Source organism: Labilibaculum filiforme (assembly GCF_002843315.1).
GTDB lineage: Bacteria > Bacteroidota > Bacteroidia > Bacteroidales > Marinifilaceae > Labilibaculum > Labilibaculum filiforme.
In genome coordinates this window covers 293,283-309,831 of record NZ_MVDD01000003.1, presented here as the reverse complement: position 1 = coordinate 309,831, position 16,549 = coordinate 293,283, and the positions used below count along the sequence as shown (strand labels likewise).

The following is a 16,549-nucleotide window of genomic DNA, read 5'->3' as shown; positions in this document are numbered from 1 at the left end:
TATATATTGTTATTAAGGGTTGCCGCTAACGGCAGTTTGTCTAAAAACTCAACAAACTGCTCAATTAAATGTTAAATATAGCGGTTTTTAGGATACATAAAAATTGAAAGTATGTTTATTTTCTGACCGAAAATAAGTTCTTATCTGAGTCAGATTTAACTCTATTATTAGCAGTAATTCATGCAAATAAGATTAGTTTGTTCTTAATGAAAATGTACGTTGGTTGCTTCCTCAGATTTGTAATCTGAGGCTATTGCGTTGGCGATATGTATCACCTTTAAGGAATCTAAGATTTCGAACTCAAAACCTACACAAGCTACTGCCATAGCTATGTGCCATTGTCAACTATTCTAAATCTAAAACACAAAAAAAGCTGTAGACGGATCTACAACTTTCTATTATTCTTTGAAATTACTGCATTTAAAAATCTTTCCATATTAAATTCCCTTTCTAAAAAGGTTTTCACTTACACCATTCCCCATAAGAGTCAGAATTCTGTCATCGGTTACGTCAACGCCCCGTACCTATTGGGCAGTTGTTGCTACTCGAAGGCTTAGTTGTTAGTGGCTGGTATTTATTCGACTACCAAATACATACTTTTAAAATTAATTTTTATTTGTTCAAAAGGTAAGAATATATCTTGTCCTATTAATCCGTCAAATTCATCTTTATGTGTAGGGGAATCTTTAACGAGTATACTTGATAAAACACTTTTCTTATTTCCAATTTCATATGGTAAATCCTTTATTATATAACTTCTTAATTTCTTTTTCCCTCCTAGTCCATAATCTGAAGTTTCATTAGATTCGCATTTTTTTTCGATTTCTTGTTTGTGTTCCTTTAGATATTTTTGAGATAAATATGATTGATTAGCTCCGTAATCCAAAGCCATATTTAAAGTATCCGTTCCCGAGTTTAGCCTAACAATAGGATACTCCCCTGACAGACCCTCATAAAACATATTTTGCGATGTAAATTCTTGCTCTGTTTTTGGAATAAATATACTTCCATCTTTTTTAATATGAACCTCCTCCATTAAGCGCATTTCAGGAACGCCAATAATACCACTAATAAGAAAATCTAACTCAGGAATATTCATAATTGGAACTACTAAAAGAAGAACACGCTCAAATAAAATATCGCCTATATATAAACTATCCGCAACGGCAAGGTTGGCCTTAACTTCAAATGATGACGTTTCAACAGTAATATCAGTTTCATAAATAGTCATTCCCATTTGTTTAGCTTTTGACATAGAAACACATGACATTTCAGCACCAGTATCAAATAAGAAGTCTTTACTTATACCACCACTTTTCACAGGTACTGTAACATAATTTAAAGCTGTATTTCGTGATGATTTAATTTTCACATTTCCTTCCTTATGAATAATTGTTGGTTCTATATCAGCAACCTTACCATAAAGTTCTATATTTTCTTTATAGTTTTTAGTCTTCGCACTATCTAATAATTCAGGATATTCGTCTAATAGTTTGTGGCTAACTTCAATCACTTTTTTATATTGAAACATTCGACCATAATTCCTTGATTGTATTTCTAATAAATCAGCCATTATAGTATCATTAAGCCTACTCTTATACTCATTTAACAATAGGTTAATACTTTCCTGAGACAACTCACTATTATTAAAAACATCAAGACAATGAGCTTGATAATATAAGAATCTGTCTTTCGATAAATTACCTTCTGATTTTTCAAGTCGATTCTTTAAGTTAAAATAATCTTTAGTAATTAATAACTTATTTAATTCTTTATCTAAGCTTAAATTATTCTGACTATTATGTGAACATGAAAGGAAAAATCCTCCTAACATACAACACATAAATACTACTAACTTCATTCTTCTTTGCTTCATTGATATTAATCTTATAATTTACTACAGTGTAGTTTTTGTTACTTACCGCTAACGGCAGTTTGTCTAAAAAATCAACAAACTGCTCAATTAAATGTTAAATATAGCGGTTTTAAGGATACATAAAAATCGATATTGCTTTTAAAATTTCCAGACAGAAAACAAGTTCTTATCTGAGTCAGATTTAAATCTATTATTAGCAGTAATTCATGCAAATAAGATTAGTTTATTCTTAATGAAGATGTGCGTTGCTTGCTTCCTCAGATTTGTAATCTGAGGCTATTGCGTTGGCGATATGTATCACCTTTAAGGAATCTAAGATTTCGAACTCAAAACCTACACAAGCTAACGCCATAGCTATGTGCCATTGTCAACTATTCTAAATCTAAAACACAAAAAAAGCTATAGACGGATCTACAACTTTATATTATTTTTTGAAATTACTGCATTTAAAAATCTTTCCATATTAAATTCCCTTTCTAAAAAGGTTTTCACTTACACCATTCCCCATAAAGTAGCAATAATGTCATCGGTTACGTCAACGCCCCGTACCTATTGGGCAGTTCCTGCCACACGAACGCTTAGTTGTTGTAAACTGTATTTTTCTACTAATTGAGTCTACTTGATTTTTCCATTCCCTCTTCCTCTTATAACCATAAATGTAGAACCAATTAGAATATTTATCAGGAGAATCTAAACATTTGTATATCAACCGAACTCTAAATACTCCTGATTCATTTGGTGTATATACTTCAAAAGGATGAAACTCATATTGATGAAGAGTATCTACTATAGTAGAACCATGATCAAATGAAATACCAAAATAATTTACATCAACTATCTTGAAGGTATGTAATGAATCGTATGGAATAAAAATATCATTATTGCTTCTGTAATTCCCAACAGACCCCATTTTCAAAGAAATACCCAGAGTTAATTATTGTATTATTTAGTTCAATCGGTCTAGTTCCTTTATTCTTGATAGATGCAATTAATTTATACGAGTCAATATGTTTCAATTGAACCTTGTTTACACCGTAAATTTTCATTTCTAGTTCAATATTCGTCTGAGCACTTAATTCTGCCATATTTAAGCTTTGGATTAATATGAAAACCCAAAACCAACTTAATAATTTGATAAATATGTTTTTCTCAAACTTCATTCTTTCACAAATTCATTAGTTAATGTAGCTGGTGCTAAATATGGTTTACAACGTTGGCATATGAAACGTAAGTGATTTCGAAGCTCTTACCTGTCAAGTTGCACTTAGACAAATTTGCGATTAGACACAAATTTAGAGTTTTTAAACAAACCGTCAAATCGCAGATTTGGCGGAGCTCATTAAATGCTCCAAAGTTCCGTAAACCACTGAGCCACTTATGTTTTTTATACATTGTTGTACAGCGTTATTCTCTATTTCCTTCTATTTTTCAAATATATAATTAATCCTAAAATTATTAATCCAGTCCATATGATTCCATTCGTAACGGCATTTTCCTTATACTTAAAAAAATCTGCGACCTGACTAATTGGGTCATCCATTCCAGGAAGTTTGTCATACTGTATCAATTCTCTAATTAGCAATCCTGTTGAAATAATAATCAGTACTAATCCCGATATTTTTAATCGTTTTCTTTCAATCTTCAATTTTCCAGATTTTTTATGTTTTCACGGTATTGCTTAAATACTTTCCGCTGTTTCTTACTCAAAATATCATTGATTATTGCAAGTAATTTATCAACTTGCTCCTTATCATCTACTTTTATATATGACTGCATAATCCCACTATCATATCCATGCAAGATTTCAACAACAATCAAAGGTTTGTCAATTACAAAATAATCATTTGGAGTCCTAATATTAGTATAAACAGTATCAGTTCTTAAATACAAAATGTCCAAGAATCCATTTGAGTTTAAAGAATCAACAATCCGTTTTCTTATTTCTGGAATCGTTACAATTTCAGCGGTCAGTTGCTTTTTAGTCTCTGAGTTATATAATGGAGGTTCTGACAATATGCTGTCCTTAACCAAATCAATCAAATATAATTCCGCTTTTTGTTCCAAGTGATATGAATAAATCGAAATGATATCAGGTACAGAAGAATTTATTAATTCATCTTGGAGCTTTTCATAGGTAATCGTTTTCTGAGCATTCGTAGTCAAAAAAATTCCTAATAATAATATGGTCGTTAAAATTCTCATATTTCTGTGGATTCGGTCTGCCTTAATGCTGTACAACTAGTTAGTAAGTGCTATGGGCTTTATTTCGTTTTTACTATTTAAAAAAGTGTGTTTACCGACCCATATAGGGCAGTAATGAACACTTATTATATTCAATGAACGAATCTACAAAACAATAATATCCAATCAAAAGAATCAGGATGATTATTTTACATGGGTAGTATTACTATAAATATAGAGGATTACATTTCGGCGAGAGCTTATTGGAGCGCCAAAAACGGCATTACATATTGTCGAGAGCTTATTTTGGTGCCAAAAATGCCATTACATTTCGTCGAGAGCTTATTCGAGCAACAAAAAGTTAATTTTCAAACCGCGAGAGGTCATTCTAGCACCAAAAATGCTTTTACATATTGTCGAGAGTTAATTTGAGCGTCAAAAATGGCTTTACATTTCGTCGAGAGCTTATTCGAGCGCCAAAAACGACTTTGCATTTCGTCGAGAGATTATTCGAGCAACAAAAAGTTAATTTTCAAGCCACGAGAGGTCATTCTAGAACCAAAAATGCTTTTACATATTGTCGAGAGTTAATTTGAGCATCAAAAATGGCTTTACATTTCGTCGAGAGATCATTTTTACGGTCAAATAGGCTTTTACAAATTATTGGGCGATTATTCGAGAGTCGAAATGACCATTTTCTATTGAGGGAAACTTATTTTAGGCTGAGAAATGTCTTTGCATATTGTCGAGAGCTTATTCTACTTACAGACAGTTTTACCGAAAGATATTTTCGAGGATATCAATAGCACCACAAAATACACACGCTATTTTAATGACGCGAAGTATCCTTGGGTAGAAAAAACATTTGAGGTCCACGTCTCCTTACCACAAGCTAGTCTTTACAAACATCTTGTTGCTTAAAAAAAAATCAAGAGCAATAAGATCTATACAATGAATAATAATATGAATTAACACCTTTTTGTCTGTCGGCACTTTGTTCACAATATTATTTCAAATTGCGTTCCCGATCTTCACTGTGTAAGGGTACCCTTTCAAGGGAAAAATTCAATTTGAAAATACATGCAAAAGTGAAAGTATAGAATTCTTCCTTTTTAAGGGGAAATGTTCGAAGGACAGAGGGGGCTTAGGTTTATAAATAAACTCTTGCTTGGGAAAGCAGGGTGAAAATATTTCCTCTAAACAACAGAGACGCCCTAGGGGGGAGGAGACTTCTTAGCTTGTATTTGCAGCAATACCAGTATCGAATAAAAAAAAAGGACACGCCAGCGCGCATCCTTATTGTATATTGTTTTAACCGAGGTTTTTTTTAAGCCAGTTCTACCAATGTAATTTCCGGTGGCATACCAATTCGCCCTGGGAAACCAATGTAACCAAAACCACGATTTACGTATAGGTATTGCTTCTTTTCTTGGTACAATCCGCCCCAGCGTGGGTATTTGTATTGTACCGGACTCCATTTAATACCTGCGCGCTCTAGGCCGAATTGCATGCCGTGGGTATGTCCCGAAAAGGTAAGAGCTATATCCGTATTCAAAACCTGCTCGTCCCAATGCGAAGGGTCGTGACTCATTAAAATTTTGAAGGGAATATTCGCCGATTCTTTTGTTGCTTTTTGTAAATCGCCATGTTGTGGAAATGGTGGTTTTCCCCAATTTTCGACACCAACCAAGGCTATTTGTTCTCCATTAATTGTAATTGTTTCCGATTCGTTTAAAAGCAACTGAAAGCCCATCTCATTATGAAAATTTTTAATTGCTTGCAAATTTTCAGCTTTGTCGGCAGCAAATTTCCAATACGAATAATCTCCATAATCGTGGTTTCCTAGTATCGAGTATTTTCCAATTTTGGCATTCATTTTGGATAGTACCGGAGCCCAGCCTTCTGTTTCTTCCGCAAAGTTATTTACCAAATCGCCGGTGAATAAAATCAAGTCTGGTTCTTGTTCATTTATCAGATTTACTGCTTTGGCAATTTGCTCAAAGTTTTTATTGAAACTTCCCAGGTGAATGTCCGATATTTGAACAATTTTTAGTCCTTTAAACGATTGGGGAAGGTGGTCGAAATGGATCTTTTCCCGCATTACCCGGTAGTTAAATTTTCCTTTGGTAACTCCATATAGGATAGATGCAAACGGAATTGCTGCTAACACCAATCCCATTTGGTATAAAAATTCGGATCTCTCCATTTTTTTCGTTGAATTAAATTGTGATACACTCTTTTTCTTTCTCTCCCCGAACCAATTCATGATTCCTGCAATCGCCCCTAGTATATCTTTTAATAGAACGAAAAGTATAAATACAAATTTCGGAATGTAGAACAAGGAAAACCCAGCAACCAAATATCCAACATAGATATAAGTTTCGGCTTGTTGCACATGCTTAATTCCGAACATAAAGAGGGTAAAACCAGCAAAAACCAAGGCCGAAATCCCCCAAAATACGATGCTTAATGCTTGTTTTGCCAGGCTGTATTTTATTTTGGCAATCAGAGGTTTTATACCACGATAGGTGTAAATATCTACAAGCAGCATAAATAGTAACAGAGGAATCAATAGATAGACACTTGCCTTCATATAATTATTTTATAAGTGGTTCATTGATTATAAATTAGGCTCAAATATAGACAATAAAATACAAGCAAGTCCTTAATTTTTGTTAAAATAGTATTACCTTCAAAAGCGTTGAGCTTCCCAAACAAGCAAGACCAATTTAATTTCAAAAAGTATCTTTAAAGAAAATAATCTTCTGCTGTATCAAGGCAAAAAAAGGAAGAGATAGCCAAGTTAGCTTGCATTGTATCTTCCTGTTTTGTTACTATATATCACTTAATATTCACAAAACAACCTATAACATGAGCCACAAAATTCACGAGTTAGTCGATAAGCGATGGAGTCCCCGAGCTTTTTCCAATAAAGAGATTGAGCCCGAAAAGGTTCAGAGCTTATTCGAGGCAGCATCCTTCGCCGCTTCCTGTTTTAATGAGCAACCCTGGCGTTTTATTTATGCTGTAAAAGAGTATCCTGAACGCTACGAACAGCTTTTGTCTTGTTTGGTAGAGTTTAATAAAATGTGGGTAAAAACTGCACCCATGATTATTCTCACCTTGGCTTCCAAAAAGTTTGCACAGAATCAAAAAGAAAATTGGCATGCTCGTCACGATTTGGGTTTAGCCATTGGTAATATGTCGGCACAAGCAACTGGCATGGGTTTGTACTTGCATCAAATGGCGGGCTTTCATGTCGAAAAAGCACGGGAAATGTTCGAAATTCCAGATCAATTTGATGTGGTAACGATGATTGCTGTTGGTTATTTGGGCGATCCTGCGCAATTGCCCGATAATATTCGAGAAATGGAATCGGGGAAGCGCCTGCGACGGCCTTTAAATACCATTCTTTTTGATGGCGATTGGGAGGAGATGAAATAGAGAATGCCAGGTTTATTTTTAAGGCTGGGCGAAATGTTTTTTAAACTGCTTGCGCAGATAAATCAGCAATAAGTGTTGAAACCTTAGCTTTCCGAAAACAAGAAGAGGATGTCCGAAAAGTAAAGCTTTACTTAGAGACGTCATGTTGAGCGAAGTCGAAACATCTGTTATTCAATGTTAAAGATTCTTCGACAAGCTCAGAATGACAATAAAATTGAACTTTTCGGACACCCCCTTGTAACTCCTTATTATTTAGACTTTACTTATTTGGATTTAATGCTGCATCCAATTGCTTTTGTAGCTGTTACGGCTGGTTTTTTATTCGCCAGTAAAGCGTCAACAGCAGTTTCAACATAAGTACTGGTAACTGCGCTTGCATCTTTGTAGTTATTATCGATTGCTCCAATATATTCTACCGTATATTTTCCTTTTGCATTACTTAAAATAAAAACATGAGGCGTTTTGCTTGCTCCGAATGCTTTATAAATGTCCTGAGTTTCGTCTATTAAATAAGGAAAAGTAAATCCTTTCTCTTTCGATCGTTGAATCATATTCTCAAAAGAATCGCTTTCATATAATTCGGGATCATTTGGATTGATAGCTATTACAGGATATCCTTTTGTTTTGTATTTTTTATCAATTTCGATAATCCGATCTTCGTAGGCTACCGAATACGGACAATGGTTACAAGTAAAAATTACAATAAAACCTTTTGCATCCTTATAATCGGCAAGCGAAACTAGTTTTCCATCTACATTTTTTAATTTGAAATCTTTCGCATCATCACCAACTTGGTAGCCTTGCGCCTGAATTCCAATTGTGGCCAATACAAAAAGACCTAAAATCAATATCTTCTTCATAACTATAAACTTTAATTCGTTTGATTATTTAATTTATCTATGGTACCCGAAAGTTCGTCGTACGATACCTGACGGGTAAAAACTATTTTCTTTTCTTTTTTATAGATAATAGTAGCCGGTAAGGCACCATCCCATTTTTCGTCTACCTTCCCAATCCACTTGTCAGCATCCGGATCGTCGAGAATTACTACCTCCGCATTTATATCTTTTCGTTCTAAAAAACTGTTTAATCGATCGTTTACATTTTTCCCAAAATCAAGACTAACCAATATTACTTTCACCTTTTTATTGGCGTAATCTTTACGGATATCTTCAAATTCGGGAAGCTCTTCAACGCAAGGTTTGCACCACATGGCCCAAAAATTAATCACGTAAGTGGTATCGTTTTGGAAATGAAAGATTGGTTCTAACTCATCAAAATTGTAAGTTTTTATTTCCTGTGTAACAGCTAATTGCGACGAAAAAAGAAGCGATGCAAATAGAATAAGACGTATTGGTAATTTCATTTTTTGGATATTAAGACATTCAGGTATTAAATATACTACTATTGAAGGAGAAAGTGCAGGTTGCTTTGTTATTGATCTGTTAAAATTAAAGGTAGGATAAAATTAGGAGGGGTAAAAACTTTTAAAAATGGCTTTGGAAAGTAGTTAGCCTTCTGTTTGGGCTTTGTGTTTGCATGAGTTGGATAATTGTAAGGTAGTATGGAATATTTTTTTACCTTTGAAAAGAATTAGTACAAAAACTATGGATAATAATATGCATATCGAGCGATTTTTCTTTTTTAGCAGCTGTTGTTAGAGGAGGACTTTCACGTACTATTAAATGATGATGAGCCTCTATAAGGGCTCTTTTTTTTTGACTATATAAGAACAGTGTTTTTTACGATTTGGTTTTTTATTTTTTTCTTCTTTAACCACGAGAAGTGCAGGATTCTAAGGAAATAAAATCGTAAACTATTCATAAAGAGTCCTTATTTAATCGGGCTTTTTTTTTGATTTAAAATCTAACTATAAGCATGAACAAAAGAAAAATTGTAATTCAAGGAGTGGAAGGATGCTTTCACCATTTGGCTGCAAATGCCTATTATGGGGAAGATGTTGAGATTATTCCTGCTGGCAATTTCGCCACATTGGTAGGCTTAATTCAAGATGAATCGGTTAGCGATGGCGGTATTATGGCGATTGAAAACTCAATAGCGGGCAGTATCCTGCAAAATTACGGACTCCTTCAGGATTCGGGGCTGGTAATCGAGGGAGAAATATTCTTAAGAATTAAGCAAAATTTAATGGCTTTGCCGGGGCAAAAAATCGAAGATTTAAAAGAGGTTCATTCTCATCCAATGGCAATTCATCAGTGTCGCGATTTCTTTCGGAATTATCCCCATATTAAATTAGTAGAAATGGAGGATACCGCTCTTAGTGCAAAAAATGTAAGAGATAATCAGTTGAAGGGAGTAGGGGCTATTGCCGGCGATTATCCTGCCGAATTGTATGGCTTAGAAATTCTTGCAGAAGAAATTGAAAGCATTAAAGACAATCAAACCCGATTTTTTATTTTAAAAAGAAAGAAGGATTTAGTTCCTAATGGTGGATATAATAAGGCCTCGCTATATTTTAGTACGAGTCATAAACCAGGAAGCTTATCGTATATTTTAGAATGTTTCGCCAAGCAGAATATCAACCTCTCAAAAATTCAATCATTGCCAATTCCTGGTGTCAATTGGCAATACTTTTTTCATGTCGATTTGGAGTTTCAGGGCCCTCGACAATTTCGCGATGCTCTCGACAATATAGAAACTTACACGAGAGGAATGCAGATTTTGGGAACTTATAATACTGGTATTGTAATCACTTAAAATACTTTCATCGATTCAAACACATTATCGATGCTTTTTGCAAGCAGAATGTCTTTTTTGGTGATTTTACCTTTTGATTTTGTGGTTAAAATAAGCCGTACATTTTTATAGTTGTACAGTTTTATATCTGGGTGGTGATTTATATTTTCAGCCTCCAGGGCCACTAAATTAATAAAATTTACAGCTTCGATAAAATTGGGAAGAACATAGTTTTTCACCAATCTACTGTCTATTTCGCTCCAACCTTGTTCTAGTAATATATTCATAGCTCTAGTTTTTTACTAGTTAAAGGTACGTAAATCAGGAACCAATGTAAATAGCAAATTGGGTAGCACGAATCGCTATCCAATTTGCTGTTTCTCGATACTATAATTCCTGCTATTTGTTGAAAGCCATTTCGCGGTCTAATTCTTCCCCCATTATTTGTGCCCCGTTATAAAGTACCGATCTTTCTTCGGCTTCCATGTAAATGTCAAATGGCAAAGCAATATCATAAGCCGATTGCACGAGTATGGCAATATCATCACTGGCGCCTAAATTTAACCTCCAATTTGTCTCCGTGCCATCTAATAGGTACGCATAAACCGGTCCCGAAAAGTAAGCGAAACAGTTCACGAAAGAGGTGCTTTGCCAAATTTCATGTAATTTATCTTGAAGGTATAATTTTAAATCACTATCTGTTCTGCATATTTTTTGCGCAGTATATTCCGCCAATCCTTCATGAATTTCAAAGCGATTCTCGCATCCAGTACATTTGCTGTACAAAGCTCTTCGGTAAAATCTAAAACAAATGGCGTCGGTAATTGCCTGTCTTTTGTTTTCTCCTTCATTTTTTAATGCTAACTCAAGGGCTTTCCACTCTAACTTTAACCAAAAACGGGCTTCCATTTCGTCCAAATGCTGATTGCTATAAGGTTCGGGTTTTAAATCCATTTCGGGTTGCAGGCAATGAAATGCTTCATGAAGTAGAATGCATTGTCTTTCTGTTTTATCGCTAGGCAATGGAAGCGGAATTACTGCCCAAATTTGATTTTCAATTTTTACAGGTCCTTTTACTACAGCTATAAAATCAGGAAGAATGCCTGTGTATATTTCACGATAGGAGGTTAAACCTAGTTTTTCGCTAGGTCTGTTGGAGTAGATGATGCCATTTTCTTTATCTACTAAAAGAATGGGAACATCCAAAGTTCTTCCCCATAACATACCATTATCTTCAGAGCACAAGGCTTTGGTTTCCATAAAAATTGCTTCTATTTCTGGAAGCTCATAGGGCGATGCCATGCTTAGCGAACAAGAAATTAATGGCATGCTTAAAAATAGCAGGAGGTATATAAAACTATATTTTTTCATGGGAAACGAATTTATAAGGTGTTTTACATGATATTCAAATTATGATCTTTAGCATTTCAGAGAGTAATTACGAGGATAATATATCAGTATTTGTGCCATTAATTGTAAGGTGTTGTAATTTAGGGGGTAAGTTTAATTTTATTATTTTTAGCTAGTCTTAATTGGCTTAGGAATCGGACAGTTTGTGTTCGGATATGAACAACTAAAATTGGAATTGGAAAGCACCGGAATCCGAATGCAATATTATTTTTAATTGGAATTTTAGAAGGGTGTTTTCTGCGAAATTACTTGTACAAATAAGGGCTTAAGTAGCAAGCTTCGTTGTATCGAAAGATATATTTCCTTATCTTAAAACCTATATTTTACTTTATTCTTAGGATAAAAAAAATAATGCGAAGTTGGTCTTGAGTATGAATTTTATCCAAACTTTATTATTACTATTAATAAGCGAATGTAGAAGTAAATGTGCCTCTGAAACAAATCTTAATCTGACTGAATGAATTACTATTTAGAAATATTAGCTTTAATTGTTGGTTTTGTGATTGTTGCCATTGCTGCAAATAGAATATCTTTGCACTTTCCAAAGCTTAAACTGCCTGTAATTACAGGTCTTCTTTTTATAGGGATACTTTCCGGTCCATTTATTCTGAACTTTATTCCGCGAAAAGCGATAACACAATTAAATTTCATTAATGAAATGTGCCTAGCTTTTATTGCATTCTCTGCAGGAGCCGAACTTTATCTTAAGGAACTGAAAGGAAGAATGAGAAGTATTAAATGGATGACTTTTAGCCAGCTTTTCTTCACCTTTGGTTTAAGCGTTGTTGCCATCTACTTTTTATCGAATCGATTATCGTTTATGGCAGCGCTCGACTGGCAAATAAAACTCGCCATATCCTTACTAATAGGAACCATTTTTATTACCCGGTCACCAGCATCGGCAATTGCGGTAATTAATGAGATGAGGGCGAAAGGACCTTTTACCCAAACGGCTATTGGTGTTACTGTAATAAAAGATGTTTTAGTAATTATTTTGTTTACAATTTGTTTTGCTGTTGCAGGCGCCTTAATTACCAAAGTGCCATTTAATATTTGGCTTGTTGTAATTCTAATTGGCGAATTGTGTTGTTCTCTTTTAATTGGTTTTGTATTAGGGCAGACCATGAATTGGCTTTTAGCACGTGGAATACCTACTTTGCTTAAAGCCACTCTTTTAGTTGCCTTGGGATATTGTATTTATTTGCTGGCTCATTTTGTTGATGTACAAAGTCAAATTTTGCTTGGTTTTCATGTTTATATCGAACCATTGTTAATCTGTATTATTGGAAGCTTTGTTGTGGTCAATTTTGGAAGCTATCGAAGAGAATTCGTTAAAATTATCGAATTGGTTGTCCCTACTGTCTATATTGTTTTTTATACACTTACCGGAGCATCTGTTTCTTTAGATGTTTTGGCTCAAACATGGGGCATTGCCTTGCTGTTTTTTAGTATAAGACTAATTAGTATGGCAATTGGGGCATTTATTGGTGGTACTTTAGGTGGCGATCCTTTTAAAGTGAACCGGTTTTCATGGATGCCCTATGTTACTCAAGCTGGGGTTGCAATTGGTCTGGTTTCTGTAGTTGCGGCTAAATATCCCGATTGGGGAGCTCAGTTTGGTGCTATATTAATAGGAGTTATTGTTTTAAATGAGATTTGTGGTCCTCCACTGTTTAAATGGTTTATTTTAATGGTTGGCGAGAGTCATAAAAAGAAGGAATTGCTTCACGAAAGCAAAATACAAAAGGCCGTTATTTTCGGATTGGAAGGTCAGTCGCTAGCTTTGGCACGGCAGTTAACCGAACACGATTGGATCGTTAAATTGGTAACTCGGAGTGAGGAAAGAGCAAGTTTATTGTACCAAGGAGTAGATGTTGTACTTGCAAAAGAATTAAGTCTTGCTGAATTAAAAAGGCTCGAAGTGGATAAAGCGGATGCTATCGTATTAATGAATCAAGATGACGATAACCTTAAGGTTTGTGAGTTGGCTTATGAGCATTTTGGAACACGCGATATGGTGGTTCGGGTAAATGAAAGAAGTTACGTAAACAAATTTCATGAACTAGGAGCCTTAATTGTTGAGCCTGCCACGGTAATGGTTAGTTTAATGGAGCATTTGGTGCGATCGCCTATTGCTACCACTTTATTGCTTGGTTTGGAAAAAGATCAGGATACTGTTGATGTTGAAATGCAAAATGAAGAATTACACGGTACTTCCTTGCGGGATATTCAAATACCAACCGATGTTATAATATTGGCTACCAAACGGAATGATAATACCTTAATTTCTACCGGATATACACGACTTCGATTAGGAGATGTACTAACCTTAGTTGGTTCGGTGGATAGTATCGAAAAAGTTCGATTGAAAATGGAAAATGCCAATTTGCCAAGTTATAACAAAGCACGTTTTATGGGAAAATCGATCTCATTCATTCAAAAGAAAATCAACTAAAAATAGAAGGCTGATTTACCAGGTTAAAAAAACCGTTGTCCAAAAGGCTAATGGAACAACTGTGTTCCAAATCACTTCTTCGCGATGTCGGGCGCGATTTATTCGTTCATTTTCTGCTCTGTATCGAATAGATTGCAACATTTCGTTGTAGTTCTGTTGTGCAATTATTTCCCGTTCTTTTTGTATGTTGTCCAAATAAATAATTACCTCTCTACTTTTATTCGGATTGCTGTTAAGGACTTCTAAAAGGTCGTATTCAGCTTCGTTTAAACGATGTAAATGGTAAAGCGCCATTCCTCTTTGCAGGTGTACTTCGGATAGGTATGGTTTTTTATCTAACACATGCTCAAAATCAAGAATTGCTTCCTCGTATTTTTTTAGTTGCATTTTTGCATACCCACGATCCTGAAAAATGGTCGAATAGTATGGCATTATAGTAATAGCGGTGTCTAGGTATAGAATAGCTTTTTCATATTCGCCTTGCAAAATTAGATTTCTTCCATTGTCATGATATTGCATGTATCGTTCTACATTCTGAGAAAACACTCCAGAAAAACTAATAAGGCCAATCACTAATAAAAGTAAATTTTTCATCTCAATGCAGTTTTAATTCTTGTAAATTACAGAATAAAAGTAGCATAAATTGTACCAAACTGCATAAAAAAACCCTTCAATTAAATTGAAGGGTTAACAAATAGTAATGTTGTAGTTATGATTTTTTGCAACATTCTTTTTTGCAATTCGCATCACATTTTTTAGCTTCTTTAGTACAAGCAGTTTTTTCACAGTCTTTTTTGCAATCTTTTTTTGCTTTAGCTTCTTTTGTGCAACAAGCTTTTTTGTCTGCCTTAGCTTCTTTTGTACAGTCTTTATCACATTTTTTCTTCTCAACTTTTTTCTCCTGATCTTGTGGCAAATCCTGAGTCATCGAAATTTCATTATCTACAAGTAGAGTAGTTGGTTGGCTGGCAACACTTGCCAAGCTTATTGCAAATACAAATAGAAGTCCAAATAATAACTTTTTCATGCTTTTAAATTTAAAATGTTAATTAATTCGTTTTAGTCTTTAATTCTGAATTGGAATATAAAGAACGTAAAAGATCTTTTTGTCTCTTGTTAATGAATTGTTAAAGCATTCTTATTAATTAAAAATTCAATTAAATTTGAGCTGTCAAAACCATCATGAAATAAAGAAGTTACAGAAAGCATTTGTACATGAATTTATCTATTAATAAAATATTACAGAAAATAAAACCCTATAGAATTCAGATATTTATTGCCATTTCGATAATTGTTCTGCTACTTCTTTTGCTGATTCAAATTCGATGGATCAATCGGGCAAGAAGTTTAAATGAAGAACAATTCAACCATCGGGTTGGTTTGGCATTGCACGAGTCTGTTGATGAATTTACAAAAAATCAGGAGAGTTGCGAAAAGATGCGGAAATTCATGTCTAAATCGGAGTATGATGCTTTAGATAGCGAACGTTTAAAGATGGAGGTGAGCAAACTGGATTCGATTATTCATCAGCAATTTAAAAATTACCAAATACAATCGCCATACACCATTGAGGTATTAAGTACTGCCGACGAACAGCCTAAAAGCAAATGTTTTTATTATAGTCTTCGTAAAGCATTGAGCCACGACAAAGCAATTCTAAATGTCTATTTCCAAAAAAGGGAGAAAAACCTGATGGATAGTATGGGAAGTATGTTTATAACCTCCTTAATTCTTATTTTAATTTTGTGTACATTTTTCGGAATTACTGTTTTATCATTAATTAACGACAAAAAAATATTAGGTAGAACCACCGATCTGATTAATAATATTGCTCATGAGTTTAAAACTCCAATGGCAACTATTTCTTTAGCTAGCGGCATGTTAAAGCGAGAGAAGGTACATGGCAATTCGGAACAGATACTGCATTATTCAAATATGATTTTCTCGGAGAATAATCGTTTAAAGAGTCAGGTAGATCAGCTGTTGAAATTGGCGTGTATGGAAAGGGGCGAGTTAAAGTTGAATGAAGATGAATTGCCTATTCATAGTTTATTGGAAGAATGTGCAGATTGTCTTTCGGTACAACTAAGCGAAAGAAAAGGGAAGATTACCTATTCTTTATCAGCTGCGAATGATATGGTTTGTGGCGATAGAGACTTACTTCAAAATGTATTGCTTAACTTATTGGATAATGCCGTTAAGTATTCAGAATCTAAGCCGGATATAAGGGTGGAGACTAAAAATGCAAACGGGCAACTATATATAGCCATATCCGATAAGGGAATTGGCATGACCAAAGAGGAGCAGAAACATGTTTTTGACAGATATTATAGAGCTCCTACAGGTGATTTACATGATGTAAAAGGATTTGGAATCGGCTTGTCGTATTCAAAAATGATTATTGATGCTCACAAGGGAAGCATAAATGTTTTGAGTAAAAGAAAGTTTGGCAGTACCTTTACTATTGTTCTTCCATTAATTTAAAA

General features: G+C 34.4%; 14 protein-coding genes. 4 read left to right on the top strand and 10 right to left on the bottom strand.

Annotated elements, in window-relative coordinates; translation table 11 throughout:
• Positions 1 to 574 precede the first annotated feature (574 nt).
• From BZG02_RS06020 to BZG02_RS05990, 4 genes are all read right to left on the bottom strand, one after another.
• Positions 575 to 1,876, bottom strand: coding sequence for a retropepsin-like aspartic protease (locus tag BZG02_RS06020; RefSeq protein ID WP_101260513.1), 1,302 nt, complete (start codon positions 1,874 to 1,876; stop codon positions 575 to 577).
• Positions 1,877 to 3,287: 1,411 nt separating this feature from the next.
• Positions 3,288 to 3,521, bottom strand: coding sequence for a hypothetical protein (locus BZG02_RS06005; RefSeq protein ID WP_101260510.1), 234 nt, complete (start codon positions 3,519 to 3,521; stop codon positions 3,288 to 3,290).
• Positions 3,518 to 4,078 (bottom strand): hypothetical protein, encoded by a 561-nt coding sequence (locus BZG02_RS06000; RefSeq protein WP_101260509.1) that lies wholly within the window; start codon positions 4,076 to 4,078, stop codon positions 3,518 to 3,520. The genes BZG02_RS06005 and BZG02_RS06000 overlap by 4 nt, the downstream gene beginning before the upstream one ends.
• A 1,306-nt stretch (positions 4,079 to 5,384) precedes the next feature.
• Positions 5,385 to 6,650 (bottom strand): metallophosphoesterase, encoded by a 1,266-nt coding sequence (locus BZG02_RS05990; RefSeq protein ID WP_101260507.1) that lies wholly within the window; start codon positions 6,648 to 6,650, stop codon positions 5,385 to 5,387.
• A gap of 278 nt (positions 6,651 to 6,928) precedes the next feature.
• Here BZG02_RS05990 and BZG02_RS05985 point away from each other — a divergent pair, with 278 nt between their 5' ends.
• Positions 6,929 to 7,501 carry a nitroreductase family protein gene (locus BZG02_RS05985; protein WP_101260506.1) on the top strand — a complete coding sequence of 191 codons (573 nt, stop codon included), beginning with the start codon at positions 6,929 to 6,931 and terminating at the stop codon, positions 7,499 to 7,501.
• Positions 7,502 to 7,764: 263 nt separating this feature from the next.
• Here the strand turns inward: BZG02_RS05985 and BZG02_RS05980 are convergent, their stop codons facing one another.
• Together BZG02_RS05980 and BZG02_RS05975 are read right to left on the bottom strand one after the other, a co-directional pair.
• Entirely contained in the window at positions 7,765 to 8,361 is a 597-nt protein-coding gene (locus tag BZG02_RS05980) for a thioredoxin family protein (RefSeq protein WP_101260505.1), read from the bottom strand.
• Positions 8,362 to 8,372: 11 nt separating this feature from the next.
• Positions 8,373 to 8,867: a TlpA disulfide reductase family protein gene (locus BZG02_RS05975; RefSeq protein ID WP_101260504.1), complete on the bottom strand. Its 495-nt coding sequence runs from the start codon at positions 8,865 to 8,867 to the stop codon at positions 8,373 to 8,375.
• A gap of 512 nt (positions 8,868 to 9,379) precedes the next feature.
• Here BZG02_RS05975 and BZG02_RS05970 point away from each other — a divergent pair.
• Positions 9,380 to 10,219, top strand: a complete 840-nt coding sequence (locus BZG02_RS05970) for a prephenate dehydratase (RefSeq protein ID WP_101260503.1) — start codon at positions 9,380 to 9,382, stop codon at positions 10,217 to 10,219.
• Here the strand turns inward: BZG02_RS05970 and BZG02_RS05965 are convergent.
• Positions 10,216 to 10,485: a 4a-hydroxytetrahydrobiopterin dehydratase gene (locus BZG02_RS05965; RefSeq protein WP_101260502.1), complete on the bottom strand. Its 270-nt coding sequence runs from the start codon at positions 10,483 to 10,485 to the stop codon at positions 10,216 to 10,218. The genes BZG02_RS05970 and BZG02_RS05965 overlap by 4 nt on opposite strands.
• Before the next feature lie 112 nt (positions 10,486 to 10,597).
• Positions 10,598 to 11,569, bottom strand: a complete 972-nt coding sequence (locus BZG02_RS05960) for a hypothetical protein (protein WP_143470423.1) — start codon at positions 11,567 to 11,569, stop codon at positions 10,598 to 10,600.
• 496 nt (positions 11,570 to 12,065) lie between these two features.
• On the opposite strand from BZG02_RS05960, the gene BZG02_RS05955 reads away from it, so the two are divergent.
• On the top strand, positions 12,066 to 14,063 hold the full coding sequence (locus BZG02_RS05955) for a monovalent cation:proton antiporter family protein (protein WP_101260500.1): 1,998 nt from the start codon (positions 12,066 to 12,068) through the stop codon (positions 14,061 to 14,063).
• Between the two features lie 15 nt (positions 14,064 to 14,078).
• Here the strand turns inward: BZG02_RS05955 and BZG02_RS05950 are convergent, their stop codons facing one another.
• Together BZG02_RS05950 and BZG02_RS05945 are read right to left on the bottom strand one after the other, a co-directional pair.
• The gene (locus tag BZG02_RS05950; RefSeq protein ID WP_101260499.1) at positions 14,079 to 14,657 is read right to left on the bottom strand and encodes a tetratricopeptide repeat protein; all 579 of its coding nucleotides are present in this window, start codon (positions 14,655 to 14,657) and stop codon (positions 14,079 to 14,081) included.
• 115 nt (positions 14,658 to 14,772) lie between these two features.
• Positions 14,773 to 15,090: a hypothetical protein gene (locus BZG02_RS05945; RefSeq protein WP_101260498.1), complete on the bottom strand. Its 318-nt coding sequence runs from the start codon at positions 15,088 to 15,090 to the stop codon at positions 14,773 to 14,775.
• A gap of 188 nt (positions 15,091 to 15,278) precedes the next feature.
• Between BZG02_RS05945 and BZG02_RS05940 the strand changes: the two genes are divergently transcribed.
• Positions 15,279 to 16,547, top strand: coding sequence for a sensor histidine kinase (locus BZG02_RS05940; RefSeq protein WP_101260497.1), 1,269 nt, complete (start codon positions 15,279 to 15,281; stop codon positions 16,545 to 16,547).
• Positions 16,548 to 16,549 lie beyond the last annotated feature (2 nt).

What these genes read in the sequence shown, in the direction of transcription:
- BZG02_RS05950 (WP_101260499.1), bottom strand. Translation starts at nt 14,657, where the DNA reads ATGAAAAATTTACTTTTATTAGTGATTGGCCTTATTAGTTTTTCTGGA.
- BZG02_RS05945 (WP_101260498.1), bottom strand. Translation starts at nt 15,090, where the DNA reads ATGAAAAAGTTATTATTTGGACTTCTATTTGTATTTGCAATAAGCTTG.
- BZG02_RS05940 (WP_101260497.1), top strand. Translation starts at nt 15,279, where the DNA reads ATGAATTTATCTATTAATAAAATATTACAGAAAATAAAACCCTATAGA.
- BZG02_RS05970 (WP_101260503.1), top strand. Translation starts at nt 9,380, where the DNA reads ATGAACAAAAGAAAAATTGTAATTCAAGGAGTGGAAGGATGCTTTCAC.
- BZG02_RS05960 (WP_143470423.1), bottom strand. Translation starts at nt 11,569, where the DNA reads ATGAAAAAATATAGTTTTATATACCTCCTGCTATTTTTAAGCATGCCA.
- BZG02_RS05975 (WP_101260504.1), bottom strand. Translation starts at nt 8,867, where the DNA reads ATGAAATTACCAATACGTCTTATTCTATTTGCATCGCTTCTTTTTTCG.
- BZG02_RS05985 (WP_101260506.1), top strand. Translation starts at nt 6,929, where the DNA reads ATGAGCCACAAAATTCACGAGTTAGTCGATAAGCGATGGAGTCCCCGA.
- BZG02_RS06020 (WP_101260513.1), bottom strand. Translation starts at nt 1,876, where the DNA reads ATGAAGCAAAGAAGAATGAAGTTAGTAGTATTTATGTGTTGTATGTTA.
- BZG02_RS05990 (WP_101260507.1), bottom strand. Translation starts at nt 6,650, where the DNA reads ATGAAGGCAAGTGTCTATCTATTGATTCCTCTGTTACTATTTATGCTG.
- BZG02_RS05955 (WP_101260500.1), top strand. Translation starts at nt 12,066, where the DNA reads ATGAATTACTATTTAGAAATATTAGCTTTAATTGTTGGTTTTGTGATT.
- BZG02_RS05965 (WP_101260502.1), bottom strand. Translation starts at nt 10,485, where the DNA reads ATGAATATATTACTAGAACAAGGTTGGAGCGAAATAGACAGTAGATTG.
- BZG02_RS06000 (WP_101260509.1), bottom strand. Translation starts at nt 4,078, where the DNA reads ATGAGAATTTTAACGACCATATTATTATTAGGAATTTTTTTGACTACG.
- BZG02_RS05980 (WP_101260505.1), bottom strand. Translation starts at nt 8,361, where the DNA reads ATGAAGAAGATATTGATTTTAGGTCTTTTTGTATTGGCCACAATTGGA.